18 protein-coding genes are annotated in these 12,585 nt (G+C 46.7%); 1 reads left to right on the top strand and 17 read right to left on the bottom strand.

Going from position 1 to position 12,585, the window contains the following annotated elements; translation table 11 throughout:
- Positions 1 to 46: 46 nt before the first annotated feature.
- Positions 47 to 217, bottom strand: a complete 171-nt coding sequence (locus AAY47_RS21185; RefSeq protein WP_080718388.1) for an Arc family DNA-binding protein — start codon at positions 215 to 217, stop codon at positions 47 to 49.
- Positions 218 to 341: 124 nt separating this feature from the next.
- Here AAY47_RS21185 and AAY47_RS04580 point away from each other — a divergent pair, with 124 nt between their 5' ends.
- Entirely contained in the window at positions 342 to 743 is a 402-nt protein-coding gene (locus AAY47_RS04580) for an Arc family DNA-binding protein (protein ID WP_047767321.1), read from the top strand.
- A 231-nt stretch (positions 744 to 974) separates the two neighbouring features.
- On the opposite strand, the gene AAY47_RS04575 is transcribed toward AAY47_RS04580, so the two are convergent.
- The 16 genes from AAY47_RS04575 to AAY47_RS04500 all read right to left on the bottom strand — a co-directional run bounded on the left by AAY47_RS04575 (position 975) and on the right by AAY47_RS04500 (position 12,365).
- Positions 975 to 1,265, bottom strand: coding sequence for a helix-turn-helix domain-containing protein (locus AAY47_RS04575; protein ID WP_047767319.1), 291 nt, complete (start codon positions 1,263 to 1,265; stop codon positions 975 to 977).
- 2 nt (positions 1,266 to 1,267) lie between these two features.
- Complete coding sequence (locus AAY47_RS04570; protein WP_047767317.1) at positions 1,268 to 1,579, bottom strand: type II toxin-antitoxin system RelE/ParE family toxin; 312 nt, start codon at positions 1,577 to 1,579, stop codon at positions 1,268 to 1,270.
- Between the two features lie 98 nt (positions 1,580 to 1,677).
- Positions 1,678 to 2,367 (bottom strand): DUF6246 family protein, encoded by a 690-nt coding sequence (locus AAY47_RS04565; protein ID WP_047767315.1) that lies wholly within the window; start codon positions 2,365 to 2,367, stop codon positions 1,678 to 1,680.
- A 52-nt stretch (positions 2,368 to 2,419) separates the two neighbouring features.
- On the bottom strand, positions 2,420 to 3,172 hold the full coding sequence (locus tag AAY47_RS04560) for an Ig-like domain-containing protein (RefSeq protein WP_047767312.1): 753 nt from the start codon (positions 3,170 to 3,172) through the stop codon (positions 2,420 to 2,422).
- A 50-nt stretch (positions 3,173 to 3,222) separates the two neighbouring features.
- Positions 3,223 to 3,597, bottom strand: coding sequence for a hypothetical protein (locus AAY47_RS04555; protein WP_047767310.1), 375 nt, complete (start codon positions 3,595 to 3,597; stop codon positions 3,223 to 3,225).
- Positions 3,594 to 3,965 (bottom strand): hypothetical protein, encoded by a 372-nt coding sequence (locus AAY47_RS04550; RefSeq protein WP_047767308.1) that lies wholly within the window; start codon positions 3,963 to 3,965, stop codon positions 3,594 to 3,596. Before AAY47_RS04550 ends, AAY47_RS04555 begins: the two co-directional genes overlap by 4 nt.
- Position 3,966: 1 nt before the next feature.
- On the bottom strand, positions 3,967 to 4,314 hold the full coding sequence (locus tag AAY47_RS04545; protein WP_047767307.1) for a hypothetical protein: 348 nt from the start codon (positions 4,312 to 4,314) through the stop codon (positions 3,967 to 3,969).
- A gap of 2 nt (positions 4,315 to 4,316) precedes the next feature.
- Positions 4,317 to 4,682, bottom strand: a complete 366-nt coding sequence (locus AAY47_RS04540; protein ID WP_047767305.1) for a DUF7370 family protein — start codon at positions 4,680 to 4,682, stop codon at positions 4,317 to 4,319.
- Entirely contained in the window at positions 4,663 to 4,923 is a 261-nt protein-coding gene (locus tag AAY47_RS04535) for a hypothetical protein (RefSeq protein ID WP_047767303.1), read from the bottom strand. The genes AAY47_RS04540 and AAY47_RS04535 overlap by 20 nt, the downstream gene beginning before the upstream one ends.
- Before the next feature lie 9 nt (positions 4,924 to 4,932).
- A complete protein-coding gene (locus AAY47_RS04530) occupies positions 4,933 to 6,024 on the bottom strand; it encodes a major capsid protein (protein WP_047767301.1) in 1,092 nt (363 codons plus the stop codon).
- 10 nt (positions 6,025 to 6,034) lie between these two features.
- The gene (locus AAY47_RS04525; protein WP_047767299.1) at positions 6,035 to 6,460 is read right to left on the bottom strand and encodes a hypothetical protein; all 426 of its coding nucleotides are present in this window, start codon (positions 6,458 to 6,460) and stop codon (positions 6,035 to 6,037) included.
- Between the two features lie 5 nt (positions 6,461 to 6,465).
- Entirely contained in the window at positions 6,466 to 7,854 is a 1,389-nt protein-coding gene (locus AAY47_RS04520; RefSeq protein ID WP_047767298.1) for a DUF2213 domain-containing protein, read from the bottom strand.
- A 20-nt stretch (positions 7,855 to 7,874) separates the two neighbouring features.
- Positions 7,875 to 8,774 carry a phage minor head protein gene (locus tag AAY47_RS04515; protein WP_047767296.1) on the bottom strand — a complete coding sequence of 300 codons (900 nt, stop codon included), beginning with the start codon at positions 8,772 to 8,774 and terminating at the stop codon, positions 7,875 to 7,877.
- A 37-nt stretch (positions 8,775 to 8,811) separates the two neighbouring features.
- Positions 8,812 to 10,179 carry an anti-CBASS protein Acb1 family protein gene (locus AAY47_RS04510; protein ID WP_167400584.1) on the bottom strand — a complete coding sequence of 456 codons (1,368 nt, stop codon included), beginning with the start codon at positions 10,177 to 10,179 and terminating at the stop codon, positions 8,812 to 8,814.
- Positions 10,180 to 10,248: 69 nt separating this feature from the next.
- Entirely contained in the window at positions 10,249 to 11,808 is a 1,560-nt protein-coding gene (locus AAY47_RS04505; protein WP_047767292.1) for a terminase family protein, read from the bottom strand.
- A complete protein-coding gene (locus AAY47_RS04500) occupies positions 11,805 to 12,365 on the bottom strand; it encodes a terminase small subunit (RefSeq protein ID WP_047767290.1) in 561 nt (186 codons plus the stop codon). The genes AAY47_RS04505 and AAY47_RS04500 overlap by 4 nt, the downstream gene beginning before the upstream one ends.
- Positions 12,366 to 12,585: the final 220 nt, after the last annotated feature.

The raw sequence follows: 12,585 nt of genomic DNA, 5'->3' as shown, positions 1-12,585 counted from the left end.
CACTCAGAAGCCCTAGTCTGTTCGCGCAGCTAGGGCTTCACTGTTTCTATGCTGCATTCTTCCTTTGCCCTATTACTCTATTCATTCTGTCCTTCAAAATTTTCACAATCTCGGCATTTAGAGAGCGCCCGCTCTCGTTGGATTCTTCTTCATACCACTCTCTTAATTCAGGCGGCATTCTTAATGGATACGGGGGTATTCTTTGTTTATGACTCATAATGAATCCTTTTTATCCTTCAAAGCATCTTAATTTATTCAAATGATGGATCATAATGATTCACTTGTCAAACAGATATTTGATACCTACACTGCCAATTAGTGAGTCTAAAGGAGTCAAAATAATGTCACGTATAGCGCCGTACCCTTTAAGAATGCCGCCCGAAGTTAGGAGTAACTTAGAAAATGAAGCACAATCCTCAGCAAGGAGCTTGCAGCAAGAAATTCTTTTCAGATTAGAAAAGTACCAACAAATAGAGACACTTATTGTCTCAACTCAGAAAAACAGAGGTGATATATATAAAGGCGATATATATGACTATATTGCAGAACTAATGAGAAAAGCTAAATCCGCAGAAGAAAAAGACGAAGAAATAAATAGACTAAAAAAAGAAGAGGCCGAGCTACGTAGTTCACTAAAACTTTCAGAGACTGATAGGTTCATGAAAATCAGTCAGCAATCGGAAATCATTGAAAAAGCTGTCGGTCTTTTGATTGACGCATTACCACCTAACTACAAAAAATAAGCCCTATAGGGCTGCTTGTGGCTTAATTTTGCGCTACTGATGAGGTCGCGTAAAACTTTTACGTGACTATCTTTCAATGGGTTATGCTTTAATTATGCAGATTTGCATAGTTTATCTTGGTGAACGATGTGCATTTTTGCATATCAATACTTATCGGTAGAGCAAGGCCCGAATTTGGGCTTAGGTTATATATCAGCAACTACTCAACAAAAAAGCCCCGTAAGGGGCTGTTTACATAGATAACGCTTTCAGAACATTGACAGGATCTTTCTCTATCGCTTTCAACAGGGCTTTTGCTGGGCCAGTCGGTTCTCTCCTTCCTTGTTCCCAATTACGTAGAGTTCCAACATTAACGGAAATTAACTTAGCAAAACCCGCCTGACTTAAGCCAGTCGCCTGACGAATACTTTTTACCTTCACCGCCTCAACAAGTGTTTCACGAGAAGGCGCACGCTCGCCATCAATAATCTCATTCATTTGTGCCATGCTTTCGGTGAGTCTGGCAAATAATTTGCTATCCATTGTTACCACCTCTCATTTAATGCTCTCAGGACTTTCTTTTCCGATTCACTGAGGTCGTCTTTGACGCCTTTTTTGTAAATCAGCAACAGTCTGATATGTGAGACATCGACTTTGTAATAGTAAATAACACGCACACCACCACGCTTGCCTTTACCTCTGGACGCCCACCTGACTTTACGTAGTCCACCTGTGTGTTGGATAACATCACCCGCCGTGGGATTGTCTGCAAGGTATTGCTGAAATTCACGATATTCATCATCACCTAACAGCTCTTTGCAATCTTCGGTAAAGATAGATGTCTCGATAAATATCATATCTAAGTGCGCCAATGGTGTATGATTGATACAATAATAGGCTTATTTATAACATAAGTCAATGGCGTATATGTGAGCAAAATTTGAAAGATTGGTGTCTATTTCTTCATACTCACCAACCTTCGCTTACCGCTCATCAGGTCATTAGTACGCTGATCATCAGCATCAATAACGGCGTCATATTCCTCACGAGTGAAGCCTTTTTCATCAGGGAACTTGGCTTTCAGCATCATCTGAAACTCAGTCATCGTTAACTGCTCGGCTTCTTCGCGGGGCATATTGAAATGGGTGCGTGCTGCGTTGATGTATTCAATGGCCTTAAACTGGTCAGAAAACGCTTCCGTTCCTTCATGTCGCTGGAGTTTGCGGATTTTGACCCGACCGATAACACCATGCGTTATCAGTTCGCAAGCAATGACAATGATGTCATTAATTGGCAAACCACCCGGACGATACACAACTCCTTTTCGCCCCGGACGCCATTCACCGATTAGCTCTTCCGCGTCATCGTTACAGCACGCCTGTATCACTATCATGGCAGTTGACAGGACATTGCGGCCAAATGCAGGTTTGCGCATCAGTTTAATCAGCCAATCGGGAAGTGTGCCGTAAGCCGCCAGCGCTCGGTTAATTAACTCCTGAGTTTCTGCCCCATTGAGAAAAGTGTAAGTCGCCACAATCTGGTGAGGTGTACCGATACGTGTCATTGCTGCAAAGGATGGTCGTAGAAAAAAATCTCGTTTATCAGTAGAGATAATCATCTCACCAATATCAATAATGGGCGTCATAACTCCTCCTCCTGAACATTATCAAGGGCACTCGTAAGCACCCTTTGTAATGTTATGCCGTGACGGTCACTGCACATTTTGCGGATTTATTGCCGTCCCGTGTTTTCACTGTGATATTGGCGGTTCCTTCCGTAATGCCTTTTACTGTTACCACGTTACCTATCTGGCTCACTGTCGCAATGCCGGGCTTGTCTGATACTGAGGTATAGGTTTTGTCAGTAGCATCAGTAGGATTGAAATTAACTACGAATGAGCCAGTTTTCCCTACTGCTACTGTCAATGACTGAGGGTTAACAGAAACTGATTGCACCGCAACCTCTTCAATTAACCATTCAACCGTATCAGCGTCACTGACTTTCAGTTCGCCAGAGTATGTAGCAAACTCGCTAGAGCCAAACTGAGATGACCATGATGTAAACACCATGTACGCCTGTAGTACCAGTGTATCTTCGCCGGTGAAATCCATTTGTACCCAATACGCCGGCTGGCGGCCCGCTTGAACTTCCTTGGGGATCTCCTTTAATAGTCGCAGTGGGCCGAAGTCGTCTGCTTTATCCCGCTTACGGTATTCACCGTCAAACGAGATAGTTAAGTCCATACTGGTTACGACGCTTTCCACCAGCCCTTTTGAATCATCAGCCTCAGATGTCAGTGTGTTGGGTGACAGGTCAAATGATTTGGTGGTCAATGCACCTATCCGAAAAAATGCAGATTGATCTGGCACTGCATCAGGGCAACCCTGCGCAATGCGAATAATAGCGTTACGACCAATCAATTTATTGGTTTCTACCGGGCAATCTGCCATGTGAATAACCTCGATTAATAGATATTAAAAAGGCCGCTTTATGCGACCTGTTATGATGTACAACGGAATAGTAACCGGATGACGTACCGGTTCTCTTGGGTGGGGATAGGGGTTGTCAAGCCGCCAAGATTAAAAACAGATGTTAAGCAATCATCATCGGGGTGAGAGGCGACGTAATCGAGAATTTCTTGTGCCCGTTGAATGACTGGCTGTGGGTTATTTTGTCCACTGACCAAAATTACCTGTACATTGTCATCAGCCCCTAAATCATCCAACCGGGCAGTTCCACCAGCAGGCTGAAAAACCATATACTGCATCTTCCCACCATCGCCTTTTTGCTCAATCCAAGTGAGCATCTGGATTGTGAATCCATCAGTCAGTCCGGCATTAGCCAGATAATGGCGGAATTGTTCAAATACACTCATAGTGATTTCAATTCCTCCGTTACGGCCTTGTCGATCTGTTGCCTCATCTCATCAAATCCCAGTTTCAGGAACGCCTTCTTCGCTGTTGCTCTACGGAAGTTTTGCTTAATTTTCGGATCATGAACGTAAACCGCATAATTCGCAGAATAGCCCACCCTCCCTGTCAGTCGCACCCCGTCAAAACGAACATCGCGGAACTGAGAATTAATCAGTGTGGAAGTATCGATAGGGGTATAAAGCGCGGCCTGAGCACTGCCGATATACAGAGCCTTATACATAGCCCGAACCACTTTCCGTCCCCGGATATCGCCGATTAAGACACTGAGCCGGGATTTGGCCTCACGAATACCTGTGACTTTGACGCCCATATCAGACTCCTGTCACTAGCGCATAATCATCTGCCAAACGTTCGAATGTATCCGCATAACGAGCTATGTGTTTGATTTCGTCGGCTCCTTCCTCTATAGGGTTCGGATTTGATGATTCGCCAATCAATATGTAATCACCTGTAGATGCATCAGCAAACTCAGTCCAGAATGTGTTTTTAGCGACAATCTCAGTACCAATACCTGATATTTTGCTAGACAGCCCACCTTGATAATCACACATGATGATTTGCGGCTCTTTATAACCAAGAGGACTACCATACTCATTATTCCCCAGCCGCTTCCAGAATGTACAAGGGGCGGTATACGCCCAGTTAGCCACGCTGCTCATATTCACCCCACCACATCAAAGAAGCCGACAGATTTACTCTCCAGCGGTAAGCCAGACAAGCAGCCGGATGTATCCCACACTCTGATTTGTTTAAGCAGATAATCCGTGCCAGCAGAGTCATAGTTGAATGAGCGGGAACCGCCAGATGGCGAACCCTGCGAAGCAATTTTCCTTGCTCCGGACAGTGACGCCAGACGAACCGCCGCATAAATAAGCAACAATTTTTGTAAACTTTCATCATAACCATGAGCCGCCATACACTCAGATTTTTCATTCACCTGATTCAATAACAACTCCAAGACTGAATCAGGCAAAGTAAAACCCAGTTCGGCGATCATCGACTTAATGTCATTCAGCGTTATCACCATCTGATTTATCCTTCTTGCCGCCTTTGCCCCTGGGTGGTTTTTCAGGCTCAGGCTCAGGCTCATTAGTATCTTGCGTTGGTGTTGCTACTTCGAAAACACTATCTTCGATTAACTCCACCAGCCCAATTAATGCCCATCGCTGCGCTGTGGCCTGATCCACTTCCGCAAAATCACCAACCTCCAGTTTTTGGAGATTGGCACCGGAAAACAGATTACCTGCAATCACTTTCACCAGTGCCATAACGTTTCCTTATCCTTTAGCGAACAGAACGCCGTGTTTGTTGTTGATATCGGTCTTGACCATCAGGCCAGCCGCACCCCATGTGCGCCACACGTAGTCTGAGTTGTAGTACTGACGTGGATCGGCAACCGTACCGAATGCTTGACCAACGACAGGCGCAATAACACCCGCCCCCAAAGGCACAACCAGAATTTCGTTACCTTTCAGCTCGAAATCCTCTTTGATAGCTTTGATACCGATCAGGCGTTTAACCTCTTCCAGCACAGTACGGGTTGAATTCACATCGAAGTAAATCTTCTCCCAGTGAGACAGAATGTCACCGGAGACATACCACGTCTGTTCGGCGTACATGTTGTTTTTCAGTCGCAGAGTGTCACGGAGTGCAATGGCTCCTTCGCGGGTTGCTTTAGCGTCTGATTGGGTAAAGTCGATATTCAGGCCACCAGCGCCCAAATCCACCATGCCAACGCGCTCATCAGCTTTCAGTCCTTTCCATGTTTTGCCGTCAAACTGAACATAGTTGCCTTCACTGTCTCGGAATCCATTAAAAATGTAACCCATGTACTGACGACGAACACTGTCAACCGAACCTCGTTGCGCATCAGCCAGAGAAGCCAGTGCTGAGCCTTTATTGAAAATCGGGTCACGCCACTGGAATTTGAATCCAGAATCGTGAATCGGCACCATCGTTCCATCGAAGGAGTATGCGCGAGCATCCAGTGCAGCACCAATCTGTCCGCTCATGGACGTATGCGCCCAGCCTTTGCCACCTGTACGAGCGTACTCATACACGGACTCTTCCAGACGAACAGAACGAGAGAGCGGCATCAGGTCATTCAATAAGGTGAACTCTGTGTTAGGCTCAAATTCTGCCAGTACCGTTTGGTCATACGAACGGTACAAACGACGAATATCGTCAATAGCGTTGACCGCGTTCAGTATAGGTGCGTTATCCGCCTCTCCCTGCCAGCGAGTGCGAGCCAAAAAATCAGCCACCGCTTGCGCTGAAGCATTACGTGCCGTTTCGAGCTTGCGGAACTGCATTTGGTTGACTGCCAGATTACCGGTTTTTTCACCGATAGATTTTGAAAATACAAACATTCATGTCTCCTTACTTAATAACCACGCGAACCAACTCACCCGCTTTAACGGTGATGCTGTCTTCTTCTATATAGGCAAATGCAGCCCCATCACTGGCAGCTTTAATCTGACCATTAGCGACCGTCACTGGCTGGCCCTTCTTGTACGTTCCCTCTGCCGCACGGACGTTCAGGAAAATACCCGCCATGGGGTGAATGCCGACAACCACACCACCCGCCGTGATAGGATCATCCACGACCTGACAACGCAAATAATCGATATTGGCGACATAAAGGATTGCCGCTTCCTTGCCATCTACTGAGGCTTTAAACTTGCCTTTCTCAAAATACCCAATCGTGCCGGGCTGAGTATCGACCGCCGCCGCACCTTCTCGGTTTAGCATAGGGTTGATAAACACGCCGCCAGCATGAATTACATGTTTTCCGTCTTTCGCCATTTCTATTACTCCGGCATAGATGTGAATGATTCAGAATTGTTATTAGTAAATGCAGAATTAAGCCCCGCTGAGGACTGGCATTGCGCATAGAAGCCGTCGAGCGCTGCGCCATCCAGTGCGTTAACGGCGGTGTCATCCAGACCAAACTTGGCTTTGACAGCGGCGCGTTTGTCGCTCTTCTCCTTGTCTGCGTTGGCGGTCAACTGAGATTCCAGCGTGGTGATTTTGTCAGTCAGTGGTTTCATGGCTGCATTTATTGCTGCGGTGATCACATCAGTATTTGTTGCGACCTCTTTCTCTTTTTTCTCGCGCGCAGCCTTTTCTTCCGGCGTTTCTTTGTCTTTTGCTTCGTCAGCATTCATCTGGTTGTATGCATCAAGCAGCTCAGCTTCGGTCTTGCCGTCAGTCGGCTTACCTTTCGCTTTCAGGGCGTTAACAATCATGTCTTTCATCGGGTTATTAGCTCCGTTGGTTTTAATTTCGTATTCAGTCGGCTTGCGTACCACTTCAATAGGCTCTCCAACGAGTTCAGCGGTGCCGTCATCGTTCATGAGATATTTTTGCTGGTAGGTTTTGCCGGATCGGTAGTAGATGAATTTGTCAGGCCAGATGCTCTCGGCGTATGGATAATCGTCATCTGGATATGTGGCTCTTAATTTCTCTCTGAGTGCTGAGTGAATATCGTCGAATGAGAAGTTAGAGGCATTAGTGAAGAAGAACTTGGTCTTACCTATCCACCCTTCTTGGGTGCAGTTAGACGCATCAGACAGATTAACTTGCTCGACGACTATCTTTTCACCTTCGGCATTGACAAACATTCCCACGCCTTCTTCTGGTGTAGCTGCACCCGGTTCGTTGGCTGGTAATACAGCGATATGGTCAAACTGCATATTGCGGGCAACCCACGTATACGCTTTGCCCTTTGATTTTCCTTTGTTCTGCTCTCTCTGCAACAACAGACCGGTTGAAACATGGATTGATTCAGCGCTATTCCCCGCGATAATGTCATCAATACGGGATAAAAATTCCGCCCCCTTGTTGGTTGAACCCGCGAACCGACGATTAACTTTTACATCCATAACAACTTTGTCGCCATCCTTACGGACGTTCTCAGCCCATGCGCCGATATGGAATTGATTGACTGCTCTTGGTGTGTCAGCAGATATATACTGATCATCAATTTTGGGGTGTCCGTAAGGAACCTGTTTCCCCTCCATTGATTTGTAGCTCTTGTTAATCTCACTGGCTGGATATAACCCCCCGTTCATCACAACATCATCGACAACGGGCACAACGCCACGAATGACGACATGCTCATCACCATCGATAGTTTCAGTTGAGATATTGGAGGAATTTAGGGCCAGTGACTTAATATGAACGCTAGATAGCCCCATGCTTTGACCTCTTTGAATTGTTACTTAGATGGTTCAGGCTCCCACGTCTTGCGCTCTTCCGTCAGGCGCTCAGTCAGACCCGTGTTATACAGTTTATCGTCATCGCCCAGCACCACAGGTTGTTGAGCGCAGTAGCAGCGATAGCGATTCCCGTTTTTAGAGTAAAACACCTCAACCTCCTGCTTAGTGTAGATCTTCCCGTGCCTCGCAGCGTGCCATGATCTGGTGGTGGGTTTCAGGGCTGATAACCAAAGCAGTTTAGTATTCAGGCCTAACCGTTCTTTAGCCCACTCCATTTCATTCCAGTTAGCATTTCGCAATGCGCCAACCTGCTCCGTCTGGGCGATGTTTTGAGCCATACTCATTGACACATCAAGGCGTTTGCTGACAATAGCCGCTGTCTCTCTGGGGTTAACCCCACGAGCGATAGCCTCAGCGATTACATGCGATAAGTCCGCCCTTGCTGCATCAGAGATCCCTGTCCAGTCGCTATAGGTTGCTACAAATGCCGTAGCAATCTGATTTTGGTAGGCTGGCATTGATAACAAGGCTGATAGCGTAGTTTGCTGTGCGTAGATCTCTGACTGTATAGCCAGATTCGTGTGGGCGTTTAGGGTTCCGCGTTTATATTCATCAGACACATAATCAAACGCCCATAACTGAGTTTTCCCGCCATCCAGCAAATGCTCATCAAGAATTGCCTGGATTTTTTCCAGCAATAACGCTAAAGCAGTAGCTGACATGTCATAGATGAAAGCCTCTTTATTAACACGAAATAAGCAATCCGGCCGTCCTACCCCGTTTTTAGCTAATAACCAATCCGGCTTTCCATCTTGTTGATGTCCGATTAGAGTACTGTCAAATAATTGCCTGAGAGCCTTCTTGATGCTGTAATACCGCTGCTCGATATCACGGAACATTTTATTAACCGAACGGTATGATTGAGTAGGGTCGTGTTTATTCCTCGGTATTATCGGGGTTCCGATTCTGGTCTGGGTCATCGGTTAGCGGATCTCCTGTTATGTCCTGTGGTTCGGGTTCATCTTCCAATGGTTCCAGCTCACCCACGGTACGTATTTCATTCGGTGTAAATATTGGTGTGCCGAATGCCTGCTGAGTTTTCAATGCTGCCTCAGCCATCTTAATCATGTTGTCGATCTTCTCTTGCTCACTGGCTGCGAGCATGTCAGACCATGCAATGGTGACCTCACCCGATGTTGGCGGTTCGATAATGCCAATCTCCCACAGTCTCTTTATTAGCTGAGTGACATACTGCGTCAGAAATCCCCAGCGGCGACCGTTCAGGCGTACCTTCCATGTAGCATCATCTTTATCACCAGCCAATTTCCCTGTCTGAGTACCAAACAGGATCGTGAACGGCACTTGAACAGAGGCGCAAAACTCACGCGTAGTGACTTCCCATGTTGGAGTTGGGTCACCCGGCGTGACTGATAACACATTCAGCTTACCTGCTTGCATAACAGCGGCTGAGTCCGTCCCCCTGTTTAGCTTATGGATTTTATCTTCCAGTGCTGCCCCCAGATCTGGATAGCCTGCCTGAACCGCCGCAGTGGTGATATTGTTTAAATCAGTTTCTTTATCAAACTCCACCCCAATCTGACGGGAAGCATTTTTCAAAAAGCCCTCAGAACTGCCGCCAGAGACTTTTTCAACGTCCAGCAATTTGTTATACCCCGCCCTGAGCAGGGGCGTTCCAGAAAAAATATTCCCATCCTCAGCCCCCTCGCACAAAACAATGACCCGCGATGGATGAATAGCAAGCTGCTTGGCTGGCCCTTGTATCTCAACCTGACCGACCGGACGCTCATCAAAGTTGAACATCGCTGGCTGTCCGTAGGTGTCTGAGTTAATATCAGTATCCCACTCAGCAATGGTAAGCTGAGTTTCCCAGACCGGGATCAGGTTAACTAACGCGTCTTCTTTTAATCGTGCTACCACTACCGTATCAATAGGCTCACTCCATGCCCGACTATCCCGAACCTGAATGAGCAGCGCCGAGTAATGACCAATCATATTACGGCGATCAGCGTCTTTGACTTTCGGCCAGAATCGCTTTAACAGCTTTGTTACTTTTGTTTCCCATGAACTGGTGACGTCTGACTCGCTCTTTTCCTCACCATCAATAATGGTCGGGTTATCCTGCCAGCAACCATCCAGTAAACGATGCACAGCAGCATGCGCTACAGCATTGCGCTCATAGGCGTTGTAATACTCACGAAATGTTAGCCGCTCTGGATACCCAAACTCAGAATAGATATTGGTGCGTTTCGTATTACCACTCACGCCACCCGACGCATAAATCATCCGTTTGGCGATAGTGTCAGCTAGACTATTAACAAGAATTGTTTTGCTTTCACTCACGAAAGACTCTCCTTAAAAGAAAAATGCGCCGATTTTCTTTGGCTTATGCAAGACACGATATCGCGTGGCATCCCAGTCGTGATCTTCCTGTTCGGTATCAACATCATCAGGGTTTTTGCTATCACGAACCAAAACCGGAATGCGGCTAATCCAGCCCCGGCAATAATCGAACACGTAGAACGCGGGCTTTTCTGGCATTCCTGACTCGGACTTCTTACCTTCAATGACAGCCTCCAGCATATCAGCGAAGAGAGAAGCGCCATTGATACGAGAACCGGGCTTTTTATTGGCTTCTAGCCACTTCACACCCTGTTTTGCCATCTTCTGTGCTATGGAATCTTCGTTATCGCCCGTATTAAAGATGGAGCCATCAGCGGGGCCAGAAATTACTTTCTTGCAGATACCGGGCATGATATTCAATTGTCCTTGCGTTTTACCGTCCTGTTTAATCTCATCAGGCTCTATAACATCTTCGCCAGCCAGACGCCGATCAATCCACTGTACGCCCTTAGCCACGTTGGTAGATGACATATTCAGCCCTTTATTGAGTTCATCAGGCGGGCAACCGTACCATTCACCAATCAGAATCAGCGAACCCGCAGGAGGGCAGAACTTTCGGCCATCCGATAAAGTTGCCTCTGCCCCATCTGATTCAGCCCACCACAGATTGGCAAACGGTTTTGATTCTCCCCAGTCATGAGAGCGGTCAACCGTCCAACTGTCGGGTATTTTAAACGGTTTAATGGTGTGATAGTTCGCATTCCACAGATGATCGAACCGCCCACCACTGGTAACGTCCCATGAACCCTCAACCCATGCTTTTCTACGGTTCGGGTCTTTGATATTCATCAGGGTAGCAATGTATTGTGGGTCTAAGTAGGGGTTCTCTTTAAATGAACCATGAATGGCGACGCGAGTTAGTGTTATGTCCTCATCTTTTTCAGTCTGAGGATTGAACACCTTTTGAGTTTCACGAATAACCGTTCCGCGTGGTGCAGGTTCAATAAACCGTTTTTTCACCCAGGTATGCCCGATACCAAACGGGTTAGTTGTGCTGAATGTTTCAAGCGGAATAGATTTTAATAGTGAACCGTCCTCACGCGGGTAATCTTCTGGCCTGAATGACGAACGCCGACAAGAGAACATGGCCTCATAAAAATCTGCTGATTTCTGCTTGGTTAATTCGTTGAAGCCGATGAACGGGAATTCCTGCCCGTGATAATCCCAATAATCATCCGCCTCTTTGCCGAAACGGAATAACAGTTCCTCACCCGTAGGCCATACCCAGCGTAACTCAGAGGCAGAAGCAAGAAAACGCGCACCATCTTTAAATAGACGATACATACGCTTTGACTGAGTGATGATATCAGCAAGGTTTTTGTATTCAGTATCAAATATCACCCCCCTCCAGAATGAACCGTAACCGATACCCACATTGCGTCTGAATCTGGCTAACTGCGCTGCTGTTTTGCCGGGGCCACGAGTTCCCTCATAGAGAATTTCATTACATGGGCAACTTAAAGACAGAGACTGAGACCCGGGAAGAGGCTTCCAGACCACATTGTAATTCATCCGCCTAATACCTCGCCCTGTTGCTTCTGTGCCGCTTTTTCCCAATCATCGACGTTATCGCAGGCAGGTACGGGCATAATGTTATGGGTAGCCACCACCTTTTGATCAATCTGCTCTTTAAATGCCTGAACACTGATATGTTTCCCAAGCAATTCCAGATTTTTAACCTTATCAGGCCACTTGATCTTCTTGAGTAAGGCGGCGGTATCTTGTGAACCTACTTCCAGCACTTCCAGACCTGATAGCGTAGTACGCCACACTTTAGGCCAGTCTTTAACTGACTTGAGTTCGCCTCCATCAGTGAGAATGTCGAGGACGTCCATTTGGTCAATTTCAACTAACCGCTTTAATACATAAGTCGCATTAATCCCGACTTCTTCATTACGGCCTGCCTTGAGTTCGGCAATACGTGACTGAATATCAGGTTTTGACAGGTTTTCAGACGCAGTGCGGTTTGCGGTTTTCTCGCTGTACCCCGCACGAATGGCCGCTTGAGTGGCGTTCAAATCTACGAGGTACTCACGACAAAACATTTCTTGTTTGTCGGTGAGTGCCATTTACTTTCTCCATAAATCAGAATAATTAACTGGTCTGGCTGATATAAGCCCCTCTTCGGGCGAGACCACCGAAGCCAAAAACCTCCACAAAATTCTATCAACGCCACTCAGGGAATGACGTTTGCAGCATTTTGTAAAATCACCGTCTTGCGATAACTTAGCAATTACAAATTCACTTCCTCATCGGTAGGTAATCGATACCGACCGCTTTTCTCTCTGA

The organism is Xenorhabdus griffiniae (assembly GCF_001028135.1).
GTDB lineage: Bacteria > Pseudomonadota > Gammaproteobacteria > Enterobacterales > Enterobacteriaceae > Xenorhabdus > Xenorhabdus bakwenae.
The sequence above is the reverse complement of the archived record's forward strand: the minus strand, read 5'-3'. Positions and strand labels throughout refer to the sequence as shown.